20 protein-coding genes and 1 pseudogene are annotated in these 26039 nt (G+C 64.7%); 7 read left to right on the top strand and 14 right to left on the bottom strand.

Going from position 1 to position 26039, the window contains the following annotated elements; translation table 11 throughout:
• Positions 1–7: 7 nt before the first annotated feature.
• The gene (locus BFN03_RS14075) at positions 8–2047 is read left to right on the top strand and encodes a CocE/NonD family hydrolase (protein WP_070379522.1); all 2040 of its coding nucleotides are present in this window, start codon (positions 8–10) and stop codon (positions 2045–2047) included.
• 40 nt (positions 2048–2087) lie between these two features.
• Positions 2088–2966, top strand: a complete 879-nt coding sequence (locus tag BFN03_RS14070; RefSeq protein ID WP_070379521.1) for an oxidoreductase — start codon at positions 2088–2090, stop codon at positions 2964–2966.
• A gap of 39 nt (positions 2967–3005) precedes the next feature.
• Here the strand turns inward: BFN03_RS14070 and BFN03_RS14065 are convergent, their stop codons facing one another.
• Together BFN03_RS14065 and BFN03_RS14060 are read right to left on the bottom strand one after the other, a co-directional pair.
• Entirely contained in the window at positions 3006–3428 is a 423-nt protein-coding gene (locus tag BFN03_RS14065) for an organic hydroperoxide resistance protein (RefSeq protein WP_070379520.1), read from the bottom strand.
• Between the two features lie 3 nt (positions 3429–3431).
• Entirely contained in the window at positions 3432–3890 is a 459-nt protein-coding gene (locus BFN03_RS14060; protein WP_070379519.1) for a MarR family winged helix-turn-helix transcriptional regulator, read from the bottom strand.
• Positions 3891–3994: 104 nt separating this feature from the next.
• Between BFN03_RS14060 and BFN03_RS14055 the strand changes: the two genes are divergently transcribed.
• The 3 genes from BFN03_RS14055 to BFN03_RS14045 all read left to right on the top strand — a co-directional run bounded on the left by BFN03_RS14055 (position 3995) and on the right by BFN03_RS14045 (position 8594).
• Positions 3995–4759, top strand: a complete 765-nt coding sequence (locus BFN03_RS14055) for a 3-oxoacyl-ACP reductase (RefSeq protein ID WP_070379518.1) — start codon at positions 3995–3997, stop codon at positions 4757–4759.
• 26 nt (positions 4760–4785) lie between these two features.
• Entirely contained in the window at positions 4786–6078 is a 1293-nt protein-coding gene (locus tag BFN03_RS14050) for an LLM class flavin-dependent oxidoreductase (protein ID WP_070379517.1), read from the top strand.
• A 95-nt stretch (positions 6079–6173) separates the two neighbouring features.
• Entirely contained in the window at positions 6174–8594 is a 2421-nt protein-coding gene (locus BFN03_RS14045; protein WP_070379516.1) for an ATP-dependent Clp protease ATP-binding subunit, read from the top strand.
• A 221-nt stretch (positions 8595–8815) separates the two neighbouring features.
• On the opposite strand, the pseudogene BFN03_RS21035 reads toward BFN03_RS14045, so the two are convergent.
• From BFN03_RS21035 to metE, 5 genes and pseudogenes are all read right to left on the bottom strand, one after another.
• Positions 8816–9637 (bottom strand): annotated as a pseudogene (locus BFN03_RS21035) (MFS transporter); the annotation flags it as partial.
• A gap of 485 nt (positions 9638–10122) precedes the next feature.
• Complete coding sequence (locus BFN03_RS14030; protein ID WP_070379513.1) at positions 10123–10590, bottom strand: DIP1984 family protein; 468 nt, start codon at positions 10588–10590, stop codon at positions 10123–10125.
• Positions 10591–10837: 247 nt separating this feature from the next.
• The gene (locus BFN03_RS14025) at positions 10838–11770 is read right to left on the bottom strand and encodes a hydroxymethylglutaryl-CoA lyase (protein WP_070379512.1); all 933 of its coding nucleotides are present in this window, start codon (positions 11768–11770) and stop codon (positions 10838–10840) included.
• The gene (locus tag BFN03_RS14020; RefSeq protein WP_070379511.1) at positions 11767–13020 is read right to left on the bottom strand and encodes a CaiB/BaiF CoA transferase family protein; all 1254 of its coding nucleotides are present in this window, start codon (positions 13018–13020) and stop codon (positions 11767–11769) included. The genes BFN03_RS14025 and BFN03_RS14020 overlap by 4 nt, the downstream gene beginning before the upstream one ends.
• 47 nt (positions 13021–13067) lie before the next feature.
• On the bottom strand, positions 13068–15335 hold the full coding sequence (metE, locus tag BFN03_RS14015; RefSeq protein WP_070379510.1) for a 5-methyltetrahydropteroyltriglutamate--homocysteine S-methyltransferase: 2268 nt from the start codon (positions 15333–15335) through the stop codon (positions 13068–13070).
• 308 nt (positions 15336–15643) lie between these two features.
• On the opposite strand from metE, the gene BFN03_RS14010 reads away from it, so the two are divergent.
• Positions 15644–16732 carry a 3-deoxy-7-phosphoheptulonate synthase gene (locus BFN03_RS14010; RefSeq protein WP_070379509.1) on the top strand — a complete coding sequence of 363 codons (1089 nt, stop codon included), beginning with the start codon at positions 15644–15646 and terminating at the stop codon, positions 16730–16732.
• On the opposite strand, the gene BFN03_RS14005 is transcribed toward BFN03_RS14010, so the two are convergent.
• From BFN03_RS14005 to thpD, 3 genes are all read right to left on the bottom strand, one after another.
• Complete coding sequence (locus tag BFN03_RS14005) at positions 16733–17380, bottom strand: alpha-ketoglutarate-dependent dioxygenase AlkB (protein ID WP_070379508.1); 648 nt, start codon at positions 17378–17380, stop codon at positions 16733–16735.
• Positions 17381–17430: 50 nt separating this feature from the next.
• The gene (locus BFN03_RS14000; RefSeq protein ID WP_070379507.1) at positions 17431–19599 is read right to left on the bottom strand and encodes an MMPL family transporter; all 2169 of its coding nucleotides are present in this window, start codon (positions 19597–19599) and stop codon (positions 17431–17433) included.
• Between the two features lie 171 nt (positions 19600–19770).
• Positions 19771–20682, bottom strand: a complete 912-nt coding sequence (gene thpD, locus BFN03_RS13995) for an ectoine hydroxylase (RefSeq protein ID WP_070379506.1) — start codon at positions 20680–20682, stop codon at positions 19771–19773.
• 144 nt (positions 20683–20826) lie between these two features.
• On the opposite strand from thpD, the gene BFN03_RS13990 reads away from it, so the two are divergent.
• Positions 20827–21465: a LysE family translocator gene (locus tag BFN03_RS13990; RefSeq protein ID WP_070380933.1), complete on the top strand. Its 639-nt coding sequence runs from the start codon at positions 20827–20829 to the stop codon at positions 21463–21465.
• 87 nt (positions 21466–21552) lie between these two features.
• Here BFN03_RS13990 and BFN03_RS13985 read toward each other — a convergent pair whose 3' ends face one another.
• From BFN03_RS13985 to BFN03_RS13970, 4 genes are all read right to left on the bottom strand, one after another.
• Positions 21553–22995 (bottom strand): PepSY-associated TM helix domain-containing protein, encoded by a 1443-nt coding sequence (locus tag BFN03_RS13985; protein WP_070379505.1) that lies wholly within the window; start codon positions 22993–22995, stop codon positions 21553–21555.
• A 67-nt stretch (positions 22996–23062) separates the two neighbouring features.
• On the bottom strand, positions 23063–23641 hold the full coding sequence (locus tag BFN03_RS13980; protein WP_084385626.1) for a hypothetical protein: 579 nt from the start codon (positions 23639–23641) through the stop codon (positions 23063–23065).
• Positions 23642–23724: 83 nt separating this feature from the next.
• On the bottom strand, positions 23725–24753 hold the full coding sequence (locus BFN03_RS13975; RefSeq protein ID WP_070379504.1) for an AraC family transcriptional regulator: 1029 nt from the start codon (positions 24751–24753) through the stop codon (positions 23725–23727).
• Between the two features lie 2 nt (positions 24754–24755).
• Positions 24756–25937, bottom strand: a complete 1182-nt coding sequence (locus tag BFN03_RS13970; RefSeq protein WP_070379503.1) for a pyridoxal phosphate-dependent aminotransferase — start codon at positions 25935–25937, stop codon at positions 24756–24758.
• Positions 25938–26039: the final 102 nt, after the last annotated feature.

Genomic DNA, 26039 nt, shown 5'->3' with positions numbered 1-26039 from the left:
CTTGGTGATGGTGCGGCAGCGGGCGTTTCGACCGGGTACGGCAGCGATCTCTCTCGTGATGGCCCTGGGGCTCACGGCAGTTTCGAGCGCGACGGCATCGGCCGATCCGACCGGCGGGGTCGCGGGTGCGCGGTGGACAGCCGCGGTCGAGGCGCCGCCCGCTTACCCCCTGATCGCCATCGACTGGGACGTGCCCATCACCATGAGTGACGGAACGGTTTTGAAGGCCAACGTTTACCGACCGGCTGATGCGTCAGGCAACCCGATCGAGACCAAGATGCCGTCGGTCTTGAACATCACCCCCTACACGAAGTTGATCAGTAGCATCGTCGACTCCGTGCTCGCGATACCCGGCTATCAGGACACTGTCGTCAACCTGGTGAATTCGTACAACTTGGCCGGAACGCCACTCGAGGGAGTGGACGAGCTGATGGGACTGCTGACCGGGGGCGGCATGCGGGTCTTCGCGGTCAACCGTGACCTTGTGCAGAATGGTTACACCCAGGTGGTGGTCGATACCCGCGGCACCGGCTTCTCGCAAGGCGAATGGCAGGCGCTCGGACCCGTCGAGCAGCGGGATTCGGTCGAGGTCATCGATTGGATGAGCAAACAGAGTTGGTCCGATGGCAAGGTCGCGATGGTGGGAGTGTCCTACTCGGCCATCAACTCACTGCAGGCCGCCGGACATCAGCCGCCCGCGTTGAAAGCGATCTTTCCCATGGAGCCGGGCGACGATCTGCTTCGCGACATCGTCGGTACGGGTGGCGGTCTGGGAGTCGGTTTCATGCCGCCGTGGCTGGCGTTGGTCAACGGACTCAAGCTCATTCCCAACCTGCAGGATCTCGCGCAGGGGCGCTTCGACGAGCAGTGGTTGCAAGATCGGTTGCGCGATCCACTGACGCTCTTTCCCGCTCTGACCGATGCGCTGACGACACAGGAATGGAGCGACCTTGCCCCCGGCACGCTAGAGGTGGTGCAGGACGGGCCGTTCTACGAGGAGCGAGAAACGCAAACGGACAAAATCGAAGTACCGACCATGCTCTACGGCGCCTGGCACGACATATTCGCCAACAGTGAGCCGAGGCTCTACAACGAGATCCGGCTTCCCGCCGGTCGGAAACAACTGATCATGAGCGACGCCTACCACATCACGGTCGGGAGCGGCTTTGGAGAACCCGGTGCGCCTCCACGGCTCGACGTACTCGAGCGCGCATGGCTCGACAAGTGGCTCAAGGGCATTGACAACGGAATCGAAGAATACGGTCCGGTCACCCTCTATCAGCAGGGCAACGGTTGGACGACCACCGATCAGTTCCCGCGTGCGGGTGTCGACTACCAGCGGATGTACCTTTCCGGGGCTCCGAGCGGAACTGCCGGCCACGCCGCATACGACGGCAGCCTGATCGCGTCGGAGCCCACCGACTCGGCCCGGCTCACCGTCTCGCCCGGCCTGCGAGGTTTCTGCTCGCGCGACTCGGTCGAGGGGACGGCGGGGGTGACCGTCGTCCTCGGGCCGATGTGCAGCAAGGACTCCCGATTTCAGGAGGTCGAGGGATTGACATTCACCAGCGCCCCGGTCGAGCGACCGACCGAACTGTCGGGACCGGTCAACCTGCACCTCGAGACGGTGCTCGACGCCACGGACGGATTCTGGGCAGTCACGCTCAACGACGTCGCCCCCGACGGCACATCGACCGTTCTCACCAACGGAGCGCTCACCGCATCGTTCCGAGCCGTGGACGACTCACGGAGTACGAAGTCGGCGAATGGGGATTACGCTGAGCCTGAACACTTTCTGACTCTGGATACTCGTCAGCCCCAGGTTCCGGGTGAGGTGACACCTATCGATATCAACCTCGTGCCCACGGATGCGGTTCTCGCGCCGGGGCATCGGCTACGCGTCGACGTATACGCGAGTAGCGTTCCCCGGTACCTGCCCATCGGACCGATACTCGCCGACAGTCAGTTGAAGCCACAGCACCTTCAACTCGCCCCGGACCGGCCCAGTTTCGTCAATCTTCCTCTGGTACGGACGCAGGCGTGGTGACGGGTGACGCGGTGGTGCCGTCATCCGTAGTCTTGAACCCATGACCAAATGGACAGATTCCGACATCGCCGATCAGGATGGCCGCACGTTCGTCGTCACCGGCGCCAATAGTGGTTTGGGCGCGGTGGCAGCGCGAGCTCTGGGTAGGGCCGGAGCGCACGTTGTGCTGGCTTGCCGCAACACCGGGAAGGGGGAAGCGGTTGCGCGATCGATCGGGGACAACGCGGAAGTCCGCCGCCTCGATCTGTCGGATCTGAAGTCCGTACGCGAGTTCGCCGCCGGAATCGACTCCCTTGACGTGCTGGTGAACAACGCCGGCGTGATGGCAGTGCCGAAGGGCAGGACTGCCGATGGATTCGAAATGCAGATCGGCACAAATCATCTGGGGCATTTCGCACTGACCGGACTACTCCTGGACAAGATCACCGATCGCGTTGCCACGATGTCGAGCACGGCGCATCAGATCGGCACCATCGATCTGGAAGATCTCAACTGGGAATCCCGCAGGTACAGCCGATGGGCGGCATACGGGCAGTCGAAGCTCGCGAACCTTCTGTTCACCTACGAGTTGCAGCGTCGACTGAATGCGGCCGGTTCGCCGCTCAAGGCGGTGGCCGCACATCCGGGTTACGCGTCGACGAATCTGCAGTCGCACACCGAGTCGATTCTCGACAAGGTGATGGGGATCGGCAACGCGATCGTCGCGCAGTCGGCGGAGATGGGGGCATTGCCGATGCTCTATGCGGCCGCGGCCCCTGAAGTGTTCGGTGGCAGCTACATCGGGCCGGACGGACCGTTCGAGCAACGCGGATACCCGAAGGTGGTCGGTTCCAGCAAGAAGTCGCAGGACGAGCGAACCGCAGCTGCCCTGTGGTCGCTGTCGGAAGACTTGACGGGCGTCGAGTACAAGTTCACCTGATTCGACGCCCGCCGAGCCTGTTCCCTAGTGTTCAGTGACCTAGTCTTCGGAGACCTCGAGGGTGACGTCGATGTTGCCGCGGGTGGCGTTGGAGTACGGGCAGACCTGGTGCGCCTTCTCGGTCAGGTCGAGCGCTTCCTGGCGCGGCAGGTGCGGCAGTGAAACCTCGAGGGTGACGGCGAGGCCGAATCCGCCACCGTCGATCGGGCCGATCCCGACGCGGGCGCCGACAGCCGAGTCGGTGACATCGGCCTTGACTTGGCGGGCGATCAACTGCAGTGCCGAGTGGAAGCAAGCCGCGTATCCGGCTGCGAACAACTGCTCCGGGTTGGTCCCGTCTCCCGATCCCCCCATTTCGGCGGGAATGGCGAGGTTCAGGTCGAGCCGTCCGTCCGATGTGCGGGCGTGGCCGTTGCGGCCTTCTCCGGTCGCGAGGGCTTCTGCGGTGTAGAGGACGTTCATGGACTACTTCTTTCTCGTGGGGGTGGTAGTGCTATGACGGTGAAGCGATTCGGTGAGGCGGGTCAGGGTGTCGCGCAGGGCTGCTAGCTCGTCGACGTCCATACCCGTCGAGCGGGTCAGTTCTGCCGGAATACCAATGGCCTCCTCGCGGAGCGCGGCGCCCGATTCGGTCAGGTGGATGCTGACCCGACGTTCGTCGGCCGGTGAACGTCGGCGTTCGAGCAGGCCCAGAACTTCAAGTCGCTTGAGTAGCGGCGACAGTGTGCCGGTGTCGAGAGCGAGGGCGTCGCACAGTTCGCTCACGCCGCGTCCATCGTGCTCCCAGAGTGCTAGCAACACCAAGTACTGCGGGTAGGTCACGCCAAGCTTTTCCAGCAGCGGCCGGTAGGTGGCCGTCATCGCCCTGGAAGCCGAGTACAGCGCGAAGCACACTTGCCGGTCGAGCTCGAGAGCGTTGGTCACCGCAAAATAGTTGCACACAACTTAATTGTGTGCAACCCATTTGGGTGAGGCCTACACTGTGGCCTATCCGATGTCTCGTCGCCGGCGAAACGGAAGGTGAGAGCATGCAGCTCGACAAGCAAGTCGTCCTGGTGACCGGTGGGGGTCGGGGCCTCGGCGCCTCGATCGTGCGGTCGTTCGCGCGGCAGGGTGCGCGCGTGATCGTCAACTACCGCAACAGTCGGGACGCGGCCGCAGAACTCGTGTCGTCCCTCGGCGCACGCAACGCAATCGCCTTGCAGGCCGACGTCACCGAGGCGGGGCAGGTGGGTGGCCTGTTTGCCGCGGCCGAGGAACATTTCGGGTCGCCGGTGACCACGGTGATCAACAACGCTCTCGCCGATTTCTCCTTCAACGGCGACGCCCGCGACAAGCCGGACACCATCGCGTGGGAGGCGTTCGACACCCAGTTTCGGGGAAGCGTCCAGGCGGCGCTGAACACGACCCAAGCCGCGCTGCCGGGCATGCGCTCGCTCGGGTTCGGCCGGATCGTGAACGTCGGAACCAACCTGTTCCAGAACCCGGTCGTTCCGTATCACGATTACACGGCGGCCAAGGCGGCGGTGTTGTCGTTGACTCGCACACTCGCTGCCGACCTCGGTCCCGATGGCATCACCGTGAACATGGTGTCAGGTGGCCTGTTGCGGACCACGGACGCGAGCGCTGCTACGCCGGACGAGGTATTCGATCTGATCGCCTCCAGCACACCGCTCCGAAGCGTCACTACTCCGGACGAATTCGCTGATGCGGTCCTGTTCTTCGCTTCCCCGTGGTCACGCGCGGTGACCGGCCAGAACCTCGTCGTCGACGGCGGCCTGGTCAAGGACTGACCTGAACGGCCTGGTCGAGGATCGAGATGGGAAGTCAACTGCACTTCAACGCGTTCTTGTTCGGGTGCGGCCACCACGGAGCGTCCTGGCGGCACCCGGAATCGTCGGTTGACCGACTCGGCGACATCACCTACTACGAGGAACTGGCGCAGATCGCCGAACGCGGTTGCCTTGACGCGGTCTTTTTTGCCGACGGCCACTCGGTGCGCAACCCCGCCTCCGGCTCGTGGTGGTTCCTCGAGCCGCTCACCGCGCTGTCGGCGATGGCACGCGCCACCGAGCGGGTCGGGCTGGTGAGCACGGTGTCCACCACGTTTTACACGCCGTTCCACGCCGCCCGGATGCTGGCCTCGCTCGACCACATCAGCAGGGGCCGCGTCGGCTGGAACGTCGTGACGTCGATGTTCGACGCCGAGGCACGCAACCACGGCCTCGAGGAGATGCCCCCGCACGATGAGCGCTATGCGCGTGCCGCAGAATTCGTCGACGTCGCGCTGGCCCTGTGGGATTCGTGGGAACCGGACGCACTCGTCCTGGACCGTGGAGGGATGTTCGCGGATCCGGCCAAGGTGAATCCGATCCACCATCGGGGGAGCCATTTTCTGGTCGACGGACCGCTGACCGTGCCGCACTCGCCGCAGGGCCGCCCCGTGCTGTTCCAGGCGGGCGCGTCCGATCAGGGGCGCGACCTTGCCGCTCGGTATGCGGAGGGCATCTACGCCGTCGCTTACGATCTCCCGGCCGCACAGAGCTACTACGACGACGTCAAGAAGCGCGTTCGGCAGGCGGGCCGCAACTCGGACGAGGTCGTCGTGATGCCCGGATTGGTCACCTACGTGGGATCGACCACCGAGGAGGCCAGGCGCAAGAAGGCGGAACTCGACGCGCTGCTGCCCACCTCGCAGTCGCTGGCGCAGTTGTCGATGTTCGTCGAGCAAGACTGCAGTGACTGGGAACTGGATGCGCCGGTTCCGCCGGTGCCGCCGTTGGCTCAATTCACGGGACCGCACGGCCGGTACGAGACGATCCTGCGGATTATCGAGAAGGACCGACCCACCGTGCGCGCACTGCTGGGCACGCTGGCGGCCGGCGGCGGTCACTGCACGATGATCGGCACTCCGGAGTCGATTGCCGACGAGATAGAACTGTGGTTCCGCCGCGGCGGAGCCGACGGCTTCAACCTGATGCCTCCGCTGTATCCGAGCGGCTTGGCCGACTTCGTCGACGAAGTGATCCCAGTCCTACAGAAGCGGAAACTGTTCCGCTCCCGGTATGAGACGAATACGCTGCGTGACCATCTGCGAGGACCCGGGGAGTGACCTTTACCAGAATTTTCCATTGATTTGGGAATTGAACTAGGAGCTGGCACGTTAGTTGAGTGAGAAACGCTCAACTTCTTACAGGAGGCTTCGGAATGCCAGCATTCTTCGGGCCACAGGGCCCCGGGCGCATCGACATCAGCCGTCTCATGAGCCGGTCCACCCAGGAGCTCATGGCGGGTGCGGCCCGCTTCGCCGCTGGCCGCGGCGACACGGACCTCGACGCCCTGCACGTTCTGCGGGTTATGGCGGAACAGGACCCGGCCAAGTCTCTGATGGAGCGGGCCGGAGCCGACCCCTCGTCCGTTTCGGACGAGGTCGAACGGCGTCTTCCTCGAAGCGGGAACTCGTCGGGCTTCGCTGTGCCGACGATCGGCGGCACGCTTCAGGCGGCTCTGCTCGAGGCGCACCAACTAGCGCGTGCCCTCGGGTCCGGCTACATCGCACCCGAGCATCTCTTCCTGGCACTCGCCGCCGATCAAGACCAAGCGGCGGGGAAGTTGCTGGCATCCGAGGGCATCACCGCGGAGAGTTTGCAGAGGGCCGTGCAGGGTGGATCCGGCGAAGAAGGCACCGACAGCAAGACCCCGACACTCGACAAATACGGCTTCGATCTCACTGAACGGGCGCGCAGTGGCGGCGTCGACCCGGTCATCGGCCGGGCGGACGAGATCGAACAGACCATCGAGATCCTGTCACGCCGCACGAAGAACAACCCCGTTCTGGTGGGCGAGGCCGGAGTCGGCAAGACCGCGATCGTCGAGGGTTTGGCGCAGCGCATCGTCGACGGCGACGTTCCCGATCGGCTGACGGGCAAGCGCATCGTGCAGCTCGACCTGTCGAGCATGGTGTCGGGCACTCGATACCGCGGCGACTTCGAGGAGCGCCTGAACAAGGTGATCGACGAGATCTCCGCCCACTCGGACGAGTTGATCGTCTTCATCGACGAGGTCCATTCGATCGCGGGCGCCGGAGGCGGCGCCGAGGGCGCGATGGATGCGGGCAACATTCTCAAGCCGAAGCTGGCCCGTGGCGAGCTACACATCGTGGGCGCCACCACGCTCGACGAGTACCGCACCCACATCGAGAAGGACCCGGCGCTCGAACGTCGATTCCAGCCGGTGACGGTCGCGGAACCTACCACCGGGGACGCCATAGCGATCCTGTCCGGTCTGCGAGACAGGTACGAGGAGCATCACGGCGTTCGGTACAGCGACGAGGCAATCTCTGCCGCCGTCGAGTTGTCGGCCCGCTACATCGGCGACCGCTTCCTGCCGGACAAGGCGATCGACCTGATCGATCAGGCCGGCGCCCGGCTGCGGTTGCAGACACCGAGTGTGGACGTCGAAGCCCTGCAGAAGAAGGTGGCCGAACTCGAGCAGGCCAAGGGTCAGGCCGTCGCCGACGAGCAATACGAGAAGGCGTCGGGACTGCGCGACGAGATCGCGGGCGTCCAGGCGCGGATCGACGGCAGGGCCGACGTACCCGACAGCACGCCGGAGGTGACCGCAGAGCAGATTGCCGAGGTCGTGTCGCGGGCCACCGGAATTCCGGCCAGCCAGATGACCGAGGAGGAGAAGGAACGCCTGCGTCGCCTCGAGGACGAGCTGCATCGTCGCGTCGTCGGTCAGGACGACGCCGTGAAGGCGATTGCCCGGGCGGTTCGTCGCAGCCGCACCGGCATGAACGATCCGGACCGTCCCGTCGGGAGCTTCCTGTTCCTCGGGCCGACCGGTGTCGGAAAGACCGAACTCGCGAAGGCTTTGGCCGCCACACTGTTCGGCGACGAGAGCAAGATGCTGCGGCTGGACATGAGCGAGTTCGGCGAGCGGCACACCGTCAGCCGGCTCGTCGGGGCTCCCCCCGGCTACGTCGGATACGGGGAGGCTGGACAGCTCACCGAACAGGTGCGGCGGAACCCGTACTCGGTGATCCTGCTCGACGAGATCGAGAAGGCGCACCCGGACGTGTTCAATACGCTGTTGCAGGTGCTCGACGACGGTCGGCTCACCGACGGTCAGGGGCGGACGGTGGACTTCAACAACACCGTTCTGATCATGACCAGCAACCTCGGGTCCGACATCATCTCGAGCAAGTCCGGGGCACTGGGCTTCACCACGGGTGACGCCGAGGCTTCCGAGAAGCCGCTACGGGACCGGGTGATGGGTCGGCTGCGCGAGTCGATGCGGCCGGAGTTCCTCAACCGCATCGACGAGATCGTGATCTTCCGCAAGCTCGACGCCGAGCAGTTGCACCGGATCACTGATCTGCTGTTGGACGACAGCCGGAAGAGGCTGCAGTCCAAGGGCATCGAGATCTCGTTCAGCGACGCTGCCGTCAGCTGGATTGCCGAGCACGGGCACCAACCCGAATTCGGGGCCCGGCCCTTGCGCCGTTCGATCCAACGGGCCGTCGACGATCGGATCGCCGATCTACTGCTCGACGATCTCCTGGGGGAAGGCGGCCGCGTCGCGGTCGGAGTGTCCGACGACGAGCTCGACCTCGTGGTCGGCTGAGCGAGGTACGAGTGGCACAGTGCGCTCCGGCGCACTGTGCCACCTGCGGGTTCGCTCGACTGCATGGCCTCCGTGTAGTTCCACTCATCACTCGGTTGCACCGAACCGGCGCACGCCAGGTACGAGCAGGGACAGCAAAACCGAAGCGAGAAGTACCGATACCCCGATCCGATACCGGCAGCGCAGAATCCCACATACGCGACCCACATCGGCCCGTTGAGGATCAGCGACACCGGGACCAAGCCTTGGAGCAAGAGCGCGAGAACCGCGACAACCCCTACCCGAGCGGTCTTCACGCGCAGGGCGACAATCGCGCCACAGATCGCATCGAGGGCCTCGACGGCGAGTAGGAAGCCGTACTGGGCCTGCGCCGATCGCGCCTCGAGCCATACCGGAACGAGTACGGCAAGTGGCGCCATGACGAGACCGACCTGGACGGCGCCCTGACACATCACCGCGAGGATCCAAGGCGTGCGGGCGACCGTTCGGAGACCCTCGAAAATCCTTGATGCTTCCGGGTCCGCTTCTCCACTGAGCTTGGAAGGTGGGCAGCCCAGTAGGACGATGATGGATGCAGTCGCAACCACCGCGGCGATCGGGAGGACATTCTCGATCGCGCCGGTGAGTGCGACGACACTGATCAGTCCGGGCGCGACGACGGCAGCGACCTTCGAACTCAGCGACCTCAACGCATTTGCGGGCCTTCGCAGGCGCGGATCAACTACCTCACCTATGTACGTGCTGTATGCGGGCCGGAACACGCCGACACCAGCCCCGGCGATCGCCCCTGCCGCGATGAGAGAGACAAGACTGTCGGTGGAGAGGTAGAGCGTGAGAAGGCCGACCACGCCCAAGCGCGCGATATCCGACACGATCAGAATGGTGCGCCGCGAGAACGCGTCGAGCAGCAGGGTCGCGGCGGCGAGCACAACCAGGCCGCCCACACCCGACGCGGCAACGAATGCCGCGATATCGCTGCCACCGGATTGCCTGCTCACGAGCAGTATCGGCACGCCGGCAGCGATCAGGCCGTCGCCGATCATGTTCAATGCCTGAATTATCGCCAGACGTAAGAACACTGGGTCACGCAGTACCGATGCGGCCCCGTCCTGCTGTGCAACTCTCATACCAGGGCCTCGACGATGTCAGTCGCGATCGAACTCAACTGATGCCTACCAGGATCGTATTGACGGTCGACCCATGCCGCGTGGGCGACGGCTTGGTCGTAGAGAAACTCGTTTACCGCTGAACCTCCATTGTCGAGCCAGCCCCACGTGAGTGGCGAAGTGTGCTCACAGCGTCCTTCGCCACTCACGTGTGTGAGGAGCCCCTTACCCGCCCTCGCCGTTCCCGATCAGCACTCGGTGTTGAGATGTGCGGTGTACTTCGTCACCTGTGCGTTGTGCAGGGCTGCACTGTGATCCGGGTGTACCGGGGTGCGCTGCCCTCCGCGCAAGAGGTGGGGTCGGATTCCCGCCGACCGCGGTATGTGCTCGCCTCTGGAACGGCTACCTACTACTCACGGCGGTCAGTCGAGCAACTCGACTTCCCAATTCGCCTTCTGCACTTGCATATCGATCTCGCGGATCTGCCCTGCGAGATCGTCTGCCGTCCGCCGCAGATCCCGGACGGGCAACGCCGCGACGAAGACGAGTTCGGACCGAAGCTGTCTACCATATCGATCCTGCTCACGCCCGGAGGCAGCATCCGCCGCTGCGGACACCACTCGATGCCGAATTCGTAGCACGTCCCGCCGGGCCAGCGCATCCGTGATACTCGCATCACCCAGTGGCGCAGCGGCGTTCGTCCGATTGATCCTTCGGACGAGAACCTCCGTCCGGTCCAGGGCCTCCTCGAGTTCGAGGAGCAGCGATGCAGCGTCCTCGGCGGGCGACTCACCCTCCTGATGTCGTGCATTCGTCAGAATGCGTGACTGAAGTTGCTCCACGCGTCGCGTCAGATCGCCCCGCTCAGCCAGTGCCTCAGCCAACTTCATACGTACCTCCTTTCCTGAATTCGTTGTAGGACATCACGAACGGGGAAGAAGGGTCACGGCACCGGGTGGGTGCGGAGCGAATTGGGTCGAGTGCAGAGCGAAGTGTGTCGACCTCGTGGGTGAATTCCCCAGACCATCGTCGTGGAGAGAAATCTTGGGGGGCGCTCATGCGCCTTTCGTCGAGTCGAGATTTTGCATTCTCAACAAGTACCACATCGCTGCTCGTTTAGCGACAGCCGAATTGCGCTCATTCGTCGATGACCCACTCGAAGGTGTTGGCCTTCGATCGGGCACCCTGGGCGGCCTTCGAGTGGTTTTCCTCGCCCAGTTCTGCGAGTGTCGCCTCGGACAGTTCCACCACAGACCGGAACGTGTCCGGGGTGAGCCAGTCGGGACGGGTGGCGAAGAGCAGGTCTTCGCTCGACGTGTTGCCGCTGGCCCCGGGGGCGAACGGGCAGCCGCCGAGCCCTCCGAGAGCGCCGTCGACGGTCATCGCGCCGGCCGCGATGGCGGCCAGGTTGTTTGCCACACCGAGTCCCCAGGTGTCGTGGCCGTGAAAGACGATGCTGCGATGAGGAGTTTCCCATCGCACACGGGACACCAGTGAGCTCACCTCTGCGGGGATCGCCTGGCCGAGCGTGTCACAAATGACGATGTCGACGGCGCCGTGCGCGCGCGGATCGTTGGCGATGTCGATCACTCGCCGCAGCGGGACTCGGCCCTCGAACGGGCACGTGAAGGAGGTCGCGATGCACAGTTGAATGCTGCCGCCGATCTCTTGCGCGAGTTCGATCGCGGCGGGCATCGCGGCGAGGCTGTCCTCGGTGGACCGTCCGATGTTGGCCTGGTTGTGCGAATCCGATGCGGAGAAGCAGTACTGAAAATGCTTGGCACCGGCTGCGGCAGCCTTCTCGACGTGCCGTGGAGTGGCAACCCATACCCAGCAGTGGTCGAGTTCGTCCGGTGTGAGTTCGGTGATCACCTCGACAGTGTTGGCCATCGGCGGGACGAGGTCGGGGCGGGCCATCGATCCCACTTCCAGGGCGGGAACGCCGAGTTCGAGAAGACGCCGCGCGATCTCGAGTTTGCGGCCGGTCGGCAGCATCTTGCCGGTCAACTGCAGGCCGTCGCGGAGGGTGACATCGCGCAGAAGCGCACGTGATTCGAAGGTGAGAGTCATGCCGTCCCGCCTTCGGTGCGGCCGATGATGGCGTCGATCTGATCCGGGGTCTTGCCGAGCACTGTTTCGAGGACTTCCCGGGTGTGCTCGCCGAGGTCGGGCCCGACATTGCGGATGGGCAGCGATTGGCCTCCTATCACCGGGACGATCCCGGGAAATCCGACCTGCTTCGGCCGGGCTTCGCCGGTATCGACGGTGAAGCGCTGGATCATGTTCCGGGCCGCGTACTGCTCGTCGTTGCAGATGTCGGCGGCGGTGCTGATCGGGCCGGACGGCACCTCCGCGTCGTCGAGGATCTTCAGCGCTTCGTCGCGGGAGTGCCGGGCTGTCCACTCGCCGATCGCGGCGTCGAGTTCGTCGCGGCGGGCCCACCGGCCCGCGTTGGTCGACAGCTCCGGATCGGCGCCGAGGTCGGGACGGCCGATGGTGTCCATATAGCGCGCGAAGATGGCGTCACCGTTGCCGGCAATGATGATGCTGTTGCCGTCTTTGCAGGTATAGGCATTGGACGGGGCGATGCCCTCCATGCGTCCGCCGACGCGTTCGCGTTTGATGCCGTAGGCGAGATAGTCGGGGATGAGTGATTCCATCATCGACAGGATCGATTCGTTGAGGGCGACGTCGATAATCCGATGTGGCAGTGGCGGGCCCGCCACTTCGGCAACCTTCGCCGCTTCCCGCTGGAACAGTGCCATAACGGCACCGAAGGCCGCGTAAAGCCCGGCAATGGAGTCGCCGATGGACACACCCACTCGCACCGGGGGACGGTCGGGGTCGCCCACGAGTTCACGGAACCCACCCGCGGCCTCGGCAACTGCTGCGAATCCGGGTCGCTGCGACATCGGGCCTGTCTGCCCGAACGCGGAGACTCGGGTGATCACCAGTTCGGGGTTGACTTCCGCGAGCGCGTCCGGTCCGATACCCCATTTCTCGAGGGTGCCGGGCCGGAAGTTCTCGAGCAGAACGTCGCACTCGGCGGCAAGGTCGAGGACGAGTCGGCGGCCCTCCTCGGTGCGCAGGTCCAGGACGATCGATTTCTTGTTGCGATTGATCGTGCGATACAGCATCGAAGTGTCGCCCGAATAGAGGCGCCAGTTGCGTAGTTCGTCACCGGTCCTCGGGCGCTCGACCTTGATGACCTCGGCGCCGAAATCGGCGAGAATGCGCCCCGCGGTCGGCGCGGCGATGTAGTTACCCAGTTCGAGTACCCGCACCCCGTCGAGGGGGGCAATGGTGTCGGCGGAATCCATAAATCATCCTTAGCTGACGTCGTAGCTCGGGGCAAGGTCCCATCGATCTACTTCTGCAACTTTGCGCGCATCAGTTTCGCCGCTTGGACGAGATTGCCGAGCGAGGCCTCGACCTCAGACGGGGTGCGGGTCTTCAGACCGCAGTCGGGATTGACCCAGAGCCTTTCGGCGGGAACAGCGTTCAACGCTTCGGTCAATAGACCGGTGATCTCTTCGACGCCGGGCACGCGCGGCGAGTGGATGTCGTACACCCCGGGGCCGACTCCGAGATCGAAGCCCACCGCGTTGAGGTCGCCCAGGACCTCCATGTGCGAGCGCGCCGCCTCGATGGACGTCACGTCGGCGTCGAGATTGGCTATGGCCTCGATGACGTCGCCGAACTCCGAGTAGCAGAGGTGCGTATGGATCTGCGTCGAGTCGGCTACACCCGACGTCGCGAGCCGGAACGCGCCGACCGCCCAGTCGAGATAGGCCTGCTGATCGGCCGACCGCAGGGGCAGCAGCTCGCGTAGCGCGGGTTCGTCCACCTGAATGATCCGAATGCCCGCTTGCTGTAGGTCCACCGTTTCGTCGCGGATCGCCAGCGCGACCTGGTTGGCCGAATCCGCCAGTGGCTGGTCGTCGCGTACGAACGACCATGCGAGAATCGTGACGGGGCCGGTGAGCATTCCCTTGACCGGACGCCGAGTCAATGACTGGGCGAATGTGATCCACTCGATCGTCATGGGGTTCGGTCGCCGCACGTCGCCGTAGAGGATCGGCGGCCGCACGCAGCGAGTGCCGTACGACTGCACCCAGCCATTGGTGGTTGCTACGAAGCCGTCGAGCTGCTCGGCGAAGTACTGCACCATGTCGTTGCGTTCGGGTTCGCCGTGTACGAGCACATCGAGATCCAACTTCTCCTGCAATGCCACGACGTCGGAGATTTCGGCGCGCATCCGGTTCACGTAGTCGGTCTCGTCGATCTCACCCTTGCGCAGCGCCGCGCGGGCCAGGCGGATTCGACTGGTCTGTGGATACGACCCCAAGGTCGTCGTGGGGAGGAGCGGCAGCGCCAACGCCGATTGTGCTTCCCGCCGCTGCGCCGCCGGGCCGCGGCCCGGGTCGGAAGCGGTAAGAGCCTCCAATCGGGAGCGGACAGCGGTGTCGCGCAGACGCGGGTCGGTGTTGCGGGTAGCCGCCGCTGCGCGGGCCGATGTGAACTCGTCGGTGACCGATTCGTCGCCGCCGGTCATGGCTCTACCGAGAACCACTACTTCGAGGACCTTCTCGGCGCCGAAGGCCAGCCACGACCGCAGCGTGTCGTCGAGGTCGGTCTCACCGTCCAGGGTGTATGGGACGTGCAGCAGGGAGCATGAGGTGGACACGGCGAGCGATCCGACGTGTCCGGCGAGGGCGGCAAGCTCGGTCGACGCCCGGTCGAGATCGGTGCGCCAGATGTTGCGCCCGTCGACGATGCCTGCGACAACATGCTTGCGTTCGAGCCCGGGAACCGAAGCGAGCGAATCGGATCCGGCTACCAGGTCGACAGCCAGCCCGTCGACGTCGGAGGATGCAAGTGCCGGAAGCACCTCACCCAGGCTCCCGAAGTAAGACGCAACGAGGATCGCGGGACGTGCTTGAATCGCGGACAACTGATCGTAAGCGCGCTTGGTGGAGGCGATTTCGTCTTCCGTGCGGTCTGCGACGAGTGCGGGCTCGTCGATCTGGACCCATTCGGCACCGGCGTCGGCGAGGAGAGCGAGCAGGTCTGCATATAGTGGGACGATCTCGTCGAGACGCTCGAGCAGCGGAGCGTCCGAGCCGACCGACTTCGACAGAAGCAGGAACGTCACTGGGCCCACCACGACCGGGCGGGCCGGAATACCCAGGGCCAAAGCCTCTTCGAGCTCGCGGAGCACCTTTGACGGGTTGAGGGCGAACATGGTGGAGGGGGAGATCTCGGGGACCAGGTAGTGATAATTGGTGTCGAACCACTTGGTCATTTCGAGCGGCGGGACCGTGGCGTTGCCTCGGGCGGCGGCGAAATAGCGGTGGAGGTCGTCCCCGATTTCGGCGACGCGTTCAGGCAGGGCGCCGAGCATGGCTGCGGTATCGAGGACGTGATCGTAGTAGGAAAACGTGTTGACGGGCACGGAGTCGACCCCTGCATTGCGCAGACCGATCCAAGTCTGTCGTCGTAGGTCCCTCGCCACCGAGTCGAGTGCTTCTGCATCCAAGCCGCCGGCCCAATAGGACTCCACGGCCTTCTTGAGTTCGCGGTTGGGACCGATCCGAGGTGAGCCCAGTACGGTCGCTGTGAAGGTGGATGTCACGAGTTCCTCCGCATGCTATGGACTTCCAGCTGCCGGGGTACCGCCTGCGTTGTGGTGTGGATCACTCAATGGTTGCATATGCGGCGTGGGTGGCGCAGACCGGAGAGGGTGGGTGTGGCGATCCGAGAGCGAAGCCGCTACTGTGTCTGCCATGCAGTGCGCATATTTTTGGTTTAGCAGGCCGGCCCCGGGTGGGTCGGTCGGCGTGACCACGCGCTGACTTCTTTCACCCAGAGCCGGATTACAGACCGGCTCCCGGGGTTTTCACAGTCTTCGAGGGTCGGCCTGAGAACAGGAACGACGAATTCATGACTGTCACTCTCGATACCGCCAGCCGAAGCGATCGTCTCGACGAACAGCGCACGGTGAGCATCAGCCCATTGGTGGCTCCGTCCGTTGTGCGCAGTGAGTACGCCCCCGACGAGGTAGCGTCCGCGACCGTGCGTACGGGACGTGCCGACACCGTGAAGGTGCTCGATGGCGAAGACGACCGCCTACTCGTTGTGGTCGGACCGTGCTCGGTGCACGACCCCGTCGCGGCGATGGACTACGCGCGGCGTCTGGCCGCAAAGGCGGATGAGCTGCGGGACGACCTGCACATCGTGATGCGGGTCTACTTCGAGAAGCCGCGCACCACGCTGGGCTGGAAGGGTCTGCTCAACGATCCGAACCTCGACGGCACGTTCGATATCGACACCGGAATCCGCATGGGCCGCAAACTCCTCCTCGACGTGTCCTCGCTCGGCCTTCCCGTCGGTTGCGAGTTCCTCGATCCGATCATGCCGCAGTACATCGCGGATCTGGTCACCTACGGGGCGATCGGCGCGCGTACCGCAGCCAGCCAGGTGCACCGCCAGCTGTGCAGCGCACTCTCGATGCCGGTAGGTATCAAGAACTCCACCGAGGGTGACGTTCAGGTGGCGGTCGACGGCACGCGGGCTGCCGCGGCGAGTCACGTATTCCCCGGCACCGACCTGGACGGGCACGCGGCCCTGATCCGTACCGCCGGGAACCCGGACTGTCATGTGATCCTGCGTGGCGGAAGCGACGGTCCCAACTACGACGCGGAGACCGTGTCCGACACCCTGGCCCGCCTGCGCAAGTCGGGACTGCCCGAGCGCGTTGTCATCGACGCGAGCCACGGCAACAGCAGCAAGAACCACGAGAAGCAAGTGGACGTCCTGGGCGACATCGCACGTCGTCTCCAGGCGGGGGAGCGAGGGATCGCCGGCGTCATGGTGGAGAGCTTCATCGAGGCGGGCCGCCAGGATCTCACGCTCGGGAAGGCCGAGGATCTCACCTACGGTCAGTCCATCACCGACGCCTGCATCGACTGGAACACGACGTCGGCGCAGTTGGATCGATTGGCTCAGGCGGTGGCAGCGCGCCGCGGTTAACTACCGGACGCCCCGCGTTCGGAACTGGACGCTGATTCGCGGTCCGAGCGGGCGGGCGCTCTTCGGTACGCAATGCTCCCAGGTGCGCTGGCAGGATCCGCCCATCACCAGAAGATCGCCGTGGCCCAGTGAGTACCGGATCGAGTGCCCGCCGCCGCGCGGACGCAACATCAGCGCCCGATCCGTGCCGAGAGACAGGATGGCCACCATCGTGTCCTCGGTGCGGCTGCGGCCGGTGTCGTCGCCGTGCCAGGCGACGCTGTCGGAGCCGTCGCGGTAGAAGCACAGGCCGGTCGTCACGAACGATTCACCGAGCTCGGCCCGATAGTGACTGTTCAGGGCCCCACGCGCCGCATCGAGGGCCGGATCTGGGAGCGGATCGTTCACGTCGTAGAAACGGACGAGCCGTGGGACGTCGACGACGCGGTCGTACATCCGCCTGCGCTCGGCTCGCCAAGGCACTGTCTCGGCGAGCGTCGTAAACAGCTGACTCGAACCAGTCATCCAGTTCGGGCGCACGTCGACCCATGCACCCGACGTCAGTGTGCGCCGGGTGACCGTGTGCCCGAGCTCACCCAGTTCGATGCCCAGTGACGCGTCATCGAACAGTGATGCCTGCAGCTCGTATCCCGAGTTGGCCGATGGCATGGGCACAGTCTAACGCGTTCTTCGAACATATGTTCCAATCGAGGGAGCGGTCACCCGACGTCAGTGGGTTCGAACTGGCGCCCGTTGTCGCTGTCGCCTGTCGACCTCTGCCTGCCAGGCCACCAGAACGGGCGCCCCTCTAGGGCGGCCAGGCTCGGTACCAGCATCGGAGCCATCGCGAAAGCGGCGATGGCGACACCGGTCGCCACGCCGAATCCGAGTTGGACGAGGTTGTCCAGACCGGTGAGGGTCAGCGACGCGAAGGTCAGGGCCAGGATCAGGCCGGCGGCAGCCACCGTGGGAGCGTCGTTGGATACGGCGATGCGTGCGGCATCGCGTGAGTTGTAGCCGCCTCGGAACTCCTCGCGCAGCCGCGAGGCGAGCAGGATGTTGTAGTCGGTACCGATCGCGACGACGAACAGGTAGAGCACGATCGGGATCGAGAAATCGATGCCGACGTAACCCAAACCGTGCAGGAACACGAGCACCACGCCGCCGAGGGTGGCAACGAATGTCAGTGCGACGCAGAGCAAGAGATTGAGGGGAGCCAGCACCGCGAGGAGGAGGAGCGCGAGGATGGCGGCGATCGCGATCCCGGCAACAGGGAACACGAGGCGAGTGTCGGCAGCGAGTTGCGCTCTGACATCGGCGAACGTGGATGTCTCTCCGCCCACAACGACTTGTGCACCCGGGACGGCTCCGTGAGCGGTGTCGCGGATCGGTCCTTCGACCAGGTCGAGGGCAGAATTCGTGTAGGGGTCGTCGCCGAGGATCACGTTGATGAGAGCGGCTTGGCCGTCCTGGCTGAGTTGGGGTGGGGTCACGGAGGACACTCCCTGCACCTGCGAGAGCGATGTGACCAGGGGAGTGAGAGAATTCGGGTCCAGTGGGTCCGGGGCGACCACATACACCAGAGTCGGGCTCAGTGCGCCGGCGGGGAACGATTCGCTGAGAGTGTCATACGCTTGCTGTGACGGTGTGTCGGAAGGTAATTCGCCAAGCGTGTTGTACGTGGACTTGTAGCCCGGAGCGAAGGCGGCAAGCGCGATCAGCACCACACCGACAGCGGCGGCGAATACGGCTGGATGGCGTCCGATGGTGGATCCGATCGAGGCGAACGGCGTGCGGGGACTGTCGCTGCCCGGTCCGAGCGGCCAGAACAGGTGCCGGCCGAGCACGGTGAACACGGCGGGGATGAGCGTCAGTGCGGTCACGAGCATCACGGAAACCGCCACGATGAGACCGGGCGCGAGTGTGGCGAGCGAGCCGAGTCGGGCCAGCAGCAGGGCGGCGAAGGCGGCGACGACCGTCAGTGCTGACGACGCGATTACTCTGCCTACGACGCCAACCGAAAAGATCAGCGATTCCTGATGTTCGGATAGGCCGTTGCCGGAGACGGCGCTTCCGTCGCGTGCGTTCTGCCGTAGTCGCTCTCGATAGCGGAACAGCAGGAAGACAAGGTAGTCGGTGCCTATGCCGAACAGGACGACGACGAGCAAAGGTTGCAGTGTCGTGCTGACCTCGAAATCGAACACATCCGCCAAGACGGCGGTCAGCCCCATGACCACAGCCAATACCGCTCCGATCACGACTACCGGCAACACTGCGATGATCGGACTGCGGAAGATCAGGCTGAGCAGGGAAAGGATGATGACGATCGTGGCGATCGTGATGACCCTGTCCGCATTGTTGTACGCGTTGGTGGTGTCTACCTGAATGGCTGCGTTCCCCGTCAACCCGCTGACGAGTCCGGTGCCTTCCAGCCCCTTCTGCGCATCATCGCGGACGATCGGAACAGCGGAATCTGCCACCTCGTCGCCCGGTTGCCCGTCGAACACCACCTGAAGAGCGGCAGCTTTCCCGTCGGCCGAGAAGGATTCCTGCGAACCCTGCACACTCACCACACCCGGTATCGCCGAATTTTGAAGCGTGGTAGCGAGGTTCAACGCGGTTTGCTGATCGGTGGAAGACAAGGCGGCGCCGTCCGCGCGGGTAACCACCACACTGCCGGTCGCGCCGGACAGGCTGGGGAAATACTCGTTCCCGATGTTCTGCGCCTCGGAGGATTCAAAGGAGCTGGGTAGGAACGACTGTTGGTTCCCGGTGGTGAAGTCGTCGAGACTGGGCGAGAATACGACGACGGCGACTGCGGCGATCACCCATGCCGAGATGACCCGCCACGGATGGGCGACGACTGTGCGAGCGATGTAGGCAAACATCCTTCCCCCTACCAGGCGACGGAGGTTCGACCGCCCGAGCGGGGTGGCCGCACACTGCCCCGCTATCGTCGCATGTCAGGGGTTTGAAAAGGGTGTGAATGAACGTCAGTCCATTCCTCACGGCCCGAGCAACACGTCACGCGGGCTCGGGCCGCGGGCCGTGGTAGTTCGTTACCGCAAGGGTGTGAAATCCCGGCTACCGAGATAATCGGGGCGCGGCGCCGGAGCGGCAAACGGTTCCGTCAGCGTGTTCTCCACGCTGTTGAACACGATGAAGAGGTTGGAGCGCGAGAACGGTGTGATGTTGCCGTTCGAGCCGTGCATGCAGTTCGAATCGAATACCGTGGCGGAGCCTGCTGCACCGGTCATTACGTCGATTCCGTACTCGTTGGCCATCCGCGTGAGGGTGGGGCGATCGGGCGATCCGGTCGGCGGGGTGTAGCTGACCAGCGATTCCTTGTAGTAGTCCTCCGGGGTCTCGCCTGCACACGAGACGAAGGCGCGATGCGAACCGGGCATTATCATCAGGCCGCCGTTGTGCCCGTAGTTCTCGGTCAGCGCGATAGAGATACTCGCGGCGCGGGGCCTGGGCATTCCGTCTTCGGCATGCCAGGTCTCGAAGTCGGAGTGCCAGTAGAACGGCCCACCGGTGAAGCCGGGCTTGAAGTTCAGCCGAGACTGGTGGATGTACACCTCGGAACCGAGGATCTGCCTGGCGATGCCGACGACTTCTGGGCGGCGGACGATCTCGTCGACGACATCGCTGAGGCGGTGGACGTCGAAGATGGAACGGACGTCGCCGTTGCCGTTCTCCCTCACGACGCGGGCATCACCCTGGAGGGTGTCGGTCTCCGCTAGGCGCGTCATCTCGTCCAGGAGATCGAATACGTCCTGCGGAGGAATGATCTTGTCGGCGCAGTGGTATCCGCGCCTGTCGTAGTCCTCTAGCTGGGCTGCGGAGAGAGGTCCGGGCTTCGGATCACCCGTAAGGGGATCGAACCAAGTGACCGGATCCTCTCGTAGCAAGAGCGTGCATTCGTTGCGGTCCCTCGTGGGGTAACTGTCAGCGACGGCTGTACGCATAGCTTGTGTTTCACCCTTTCGGATTTGACAACGGTCTACTCTCCCGACGTTCCCACTGGTCGTCGGCGAATGCAACCGGACACAGGTCCACCGAAGCTGGACTGGACCGCGACGGCGAGGCGTCGCGGTGAGATTCTCCCCGTCATGGTTGACACGACGGCAGTACTCGGTGTGGCGGCGATCTCACTCGGTTTGGTGATCACCCCAGGCCCCAACATGTTGTATCTGGTCTCGCGCAGCATTACTCAGGGGCGGAGGGCAGGCTTGATCTCGTTGGCCGGTGTCGCTTTCGGGTTCCTGTGCTATCTGGCCGCTGCGATTCTGGGGATCTCAGCGGTGTTCTCAGCGGTTCCCCAGGCGTACACGGCGCTGAAGCTCGCAGGCGCGTGCTATTTGGGGTGGCTCGCTTGGCAGGCATTGAGGCCAGGTAGCACGGCGATCTTCGCCCCAGCCCAGTCGAAGTCCGGAGCGGTGCGAAGCGATTCCTCCCGCAAGCTCTTTCTCATGGGTGCGACCACGAACCTTCTCAATCCCAAGATTGCCGTGATGTATTTGGCCCTGATTCCGCAGTTTGTCCACCCCGAGTCAGGGTCAGTATGGTTGCAGAGCCTGTTGCTCGGCGGTGTGCAGATCACCGTCGCACTGACCTTGAACGCGGTGCTTGTCTGTCTGGCAGGATCCGTCGCGGTCTTCCTGTCTGATCGGCCGACGTGGGCTCGTGCCCAGAAGATGTTGATGGGCACAGTTCTCGGCGGTCTCGCCGTCCATTTGGCAATCGATTGAGCACGCTCTGATGGGCGCGGAAGCTCTTCGGATATGAAGCGGCCGGTCGGGCTGCTGCGCAAGCTGCCCGACCGGCCGACCCTACGCCTATGCGCGGGATCGCTGGTATGCCCCGATCATGGCATCGATCAACACGAAACCGAGCAGGCTCACTCCGAGGAGCGGAACGAACCATCCGACAGCGACGGCAACGGCGACCCCGGCCGCGACGCGCCATGCGGGCAGGCGTCGAATCGACCCTCGGGGCGGTGGGCGTCCGACGGACCACTGTGAACCGCGTGTCGGGCGTCTGCGCCACCACATGAGGTATCCGCGCACGATCACGGTAGTGAGCGCGACGGCCAGTGCGAGTAGGGCCAACTGGTTCGCGAGGCCGAACAGCAGACCCATGTGCAGTGCGATTCCCCAGGAGGTCAGCTTGGCGGCAAGAGGCCAGTCGGCGAAACGCAGTGTGTCGGTCACCGTCCCGGTCTGTCCGTCGACCGCGATCGAATCGGTACCGAACACCCAAGGCGTCCGAACCTCGGTGACGGTATAGGCGGTGTCGGTGGTCGCCGGGAATCTGACCTCGACGGCCCCGTCGAGTCCATGGTGTTGTGCGATCGCCAGAATCGAATCGATCCCCGCGACTCCCGTCCGGTCGTCGACTTCGGAGAATGACTCACCCGCGTCGCTTCCGTGGCTGGAGTGGTTGTCGCCGTCGGAAGGCGTGGCGGACGAGAGCGACGTGGTGAGCGTGGGCGTCGTCCACCTGAGCGCCTCACGCATTGCACCGACGTTCTCCCCGGCGTAGGTCGACCAAGTCAGCCCGGTTGCCGAGAGAAAGAGAAGGCCTACGCCGATCCAGAGACCGACCACTCCGTGCCAGCTGAGCGTGCGTCGCCGCCCCTTCGCGTTCAGGTCGGGGGTCAGCAGTCGTGCCGCGGAGGAGTTCGAGCGGCGGGCGCGCAGGTATCGGCCGACCCAGAGGTAGATTCCGCCCAGTGCGATGACCCACAGCCACGACGCCGCCAGTTCGCTGTAGAGGCGGCCCGGCTCGCCGAGGTGCAGGTCGCGGTGCAACTGGCTGATCCACGTCCGCAGCGGCAGCGCATCCCTGCCGTAGACGGCGGCCTCACCCAGCGTGGCTCCGGTGCCAGGGTCGACGAACACGGCGAGGTGTTTCCCGTCGCCCAGCGTCGGGTCGGTGAACAGAACTTTCGTCGAGTCTCCCGGTGCGGGCGCCGGACGGACGGCGGCGAGGGCCAGATCCGGTCGTTCCCGCTGAGCGGACGCGATCTGCTCTGCCACCGGTATCGGATCGCCACCGGATTCCACTCGCAGATAATCGCGGTAGACGAACTGTTCGATGGTCGGCGCGGCCGCGTAGAGGCCGCCGCTGATCGTGGCGATGAGGATGAACGGTGCCACGAGGATCCCCGCATAGAAGTGCAGTCGCAGCATCAGTGCGCGGAATGGGGAACCGGTTCCGGATGAGCCGGCCGGGTCAGGCGCGCGTGACGGCGCGCGTTTGGGCATGGAAATGGACATGAAAGATCTCGTTTCGCCTCAGCGGACAGGGGGTAGCGCAGCGGCGCCCACCTGCCGGTGTGCGTCGCTACGAGAGGAGTTGTGCGAAAGGTCTTGGAGGTCCTCGGGTTCCGATGCCCGAAGAGGCGAGTAGACGAAGAACGACCCGTGCGTGGTAGGCGACCGGCTGCGCCGTCGACCGATCCGCGCCGTCGTCGACCGCCACCAACAGCACCCGCGTCACACGCCTGACGACGGAGGTCGCTATCGAGAATCCGCGTTCGGCCGCTCGAATCAGCAGGGCGGTGATCAGGACCGCGCCCGCGTGTGCGCCGGTCATCGGCGCGGTCGGCAGGCTCAGTGGATGGGCAGATGCCGCGGCGAGCGCCGAGTGCCCGACGACCTGGCCTGCGACGAGAACTGCCATCAAGGCCAGCAGCGGGCGTCGTGTGGTGCGAACTGTTGCGCCGAGCACACCGACAGCCGAGCAAGCGAACAGAAGTAGGGCCAGCGGTCCCTGACCGATGGACGTGTGGCCTCCGCCCGCCGCATGCGCTGCGATACTCACCGCGCCCGACGTGCCGCCGACGAAGGCTCCGCGTAGCCGTGCGGCACTACCCCCGAAGATCCCGCGCGTCGGCGCCACGACTGGGGGCTGCGCAATCACCGGGACAGCATACTGGGAGCTGCGATGGGTCGGTGCTACGCGCGGGCGTCAGCTACTCCGGATGCGTGTGTCGGCCGGGTGCGTCAACGGTAGGAACTCGGCGTACCGCCGGTCCAGCGCTTGAACGCACGGCGGAACGCGCTGGACTCGGAGAAGCCGAGCCGTGCCGACAGATCCTCTACGGTCTCGCCGCGCCGGAGCCCGGCGATGGCGGCGTCGCGCAGGACTTCCTCTCTCAGTTGGTTGAGTGACGTTCCCTCCTGACGGAGGAGGCGTCGAAGATGCGGCACGCTGATCGACAGCATCTGAGCGATGTCCTCGGCGGTGGATGTGCGGCCCTTGAGCCCGAGTTCGAGCACGCGCCGTACCTGAGCCGACGCCGAGCTGTCGTAGTCCCGCTCGGACATCAGGAGGGTGGGTGACTCGCGGAGATAGTTCTCGAGTGTCTGCTCGTTCTGAATGATCGGTGCACGCATCACGGCGTTGTCGAATTCTATTGCGGGGATGCGGGAATCGAAGTGGACGGGGATGCCGAAGATGTGATCGTAGTTCTCGGCGAGACGCGGGACCGGAGCTGGATACGGCAGTTCTGCTGCCAGCAGTGGCACCCGCTTGCCCACGAGCCATGCGGCGAAACGGTGGAGCAGGATCAGCAGGAAGTCGGTGATGAGCCGAGCGGCCTCGAGCGACAGGTCGGGATCCTCGGTCTGCATCGAGGCGGCGGGGCGGATATCTATGCTCATCCGTGTCCCGCCGTTGGGTCCGGAAGAGATGTGCAACGCGGGTAGAGCCGGCAGTGCGTGGAGGATGTCGGCCATCCGCTCGAGGGCCGCCGACAGATTCTCGGTGTGAATCAGCGCGAGACACACCAGCCGAAAGGTGCCGCGGGGGACGGGTGCCGGGCCCAGTCCGAACAATTCGTCATCGGTGATCTGCCAGACCGCCTGAGTGAAGGCTGTGACCTGCGCCGGAGTCAATCGGGCCAGAGGGTCCGAGAGGGAGGCTGTCGTGAGGCCCGCCGCAGAGAGCGCGGGCGACAGGTCCAGCCCGCTGCGCGAGGACATTTCGAGCGCGCGCTGCACGAAATCGGCGGGGATGGTGCGTGCGGTCACGATCAGGAGGCCCCGAGGGTTCTCAGTCGTCGTCCGGCCTCTTCGAGTACGTGGTCTTGCTTGCAGAATGCAAAGCGCACCAGGGTGTTCCACGGCTGCGATTGGTCGGTGAACACGCTGACCGGTACGGACGCGACGCCGATACGCTCGGGAAGTGTGCGACAGAAATCGATACCGTCGTGCTCGCCTATTGCGGTGATATCGGCGCAGAGGTAGTACGTGCCGCCGCCCGTCAAGACGTCGAAACCGGCTCCTGCGAGCGCGTCGTAGAGCACGTCGCGCTTGGCCTGCAGCCTGTTCCGCAGTCCCTTCACCCACTGTTGTTCGTACGTCAATGCGTGGGCAATGGCGGGCTGGAACGGTCCGCCGCCGACGAAAGACAGGTATTGCTTCGCAGTGCGCACCGCCGTGACCAGTTCGGCCGGACCACATGCCCAGCCGATCTTCCATCCGGTAACGCTGAACGTCTTCGCGGCACTAGAGACGGAGACGGTGCGTTCGTACATCCCCGGCAGTGTCGCCAGGGGAGTGTGCGTCCGTCCGTCGAAGACCAGATGCTCGTACACCTCGTCGGTAAGAACAAGCAGGTCGTGTTCGCAGGCGATCTCGGCGATGGCGCCGATCTCTTCCCGGGTGAAGACCGTTCCCGTGGGGTTGTGCGGGGTATTGACCACCAGCATCTTCGTCTTCGGAGTGATGGCGGCCCGGAGAGCGTCGAGGTCGACGACGAATTCCGTGCCCGAGCGGGCCAGCGGCACGCTGCGCCGCACCGCACCCGCGAGCGCGACCGAGGCCGCGTAGGAGTCGTAGTACGGCTCTATCAGCACCACTTCCTCACCCGGCTCGACGAGGCCGAGAATCGCGGCGCTGATTGCCTCGGTGGCGCCGACGGTGATCAGCACCTCCGAATCGGGGTCATGGTCGAGACCGTATCGAGTCAGCCGGTCCGCGGCGACGGCTTGACGTAGCACCGGCATGCCCGGGCCGGGCGGGTACTGGTTCAAGCCATCGGCGATGGCCTGGCGTGCAGTGTCGAGCATCGACACCGGCCCGTCGCTGTCCGGGAATCCCTGGCCGAGGTTGATGGCGTCGTGGCTGACCGCGAGCGCAGTCATCTCGGCGAAGATGGTGGACGTGAACGGCTGCAAGCGCGCAGCGGTGCGGTTGCGCGGCGTTTCGGGCATTACTGCAGCGTAGTCGGTGTGATGCGGGGTGGCACAGCTGGCCGCGTCACGTTCGGCGAGGCTATCTCGTCCTTATCTATAGACGGCGCGCAAAAGGCGGCC

This window comes from Rhodococcus sp. WMMA185 (genome assembly GCF_001767395.1).
In the GTDB taxonomy this organism is placed as follows: Bacteria; Actinomycetota; Actinomycetes; order Mycobacteriales; family Mycobacteriaceae; genus Rhodococcus_F.
This window is presented reverse-complemented; position numbering and strand designations above follow the sequence as displayed.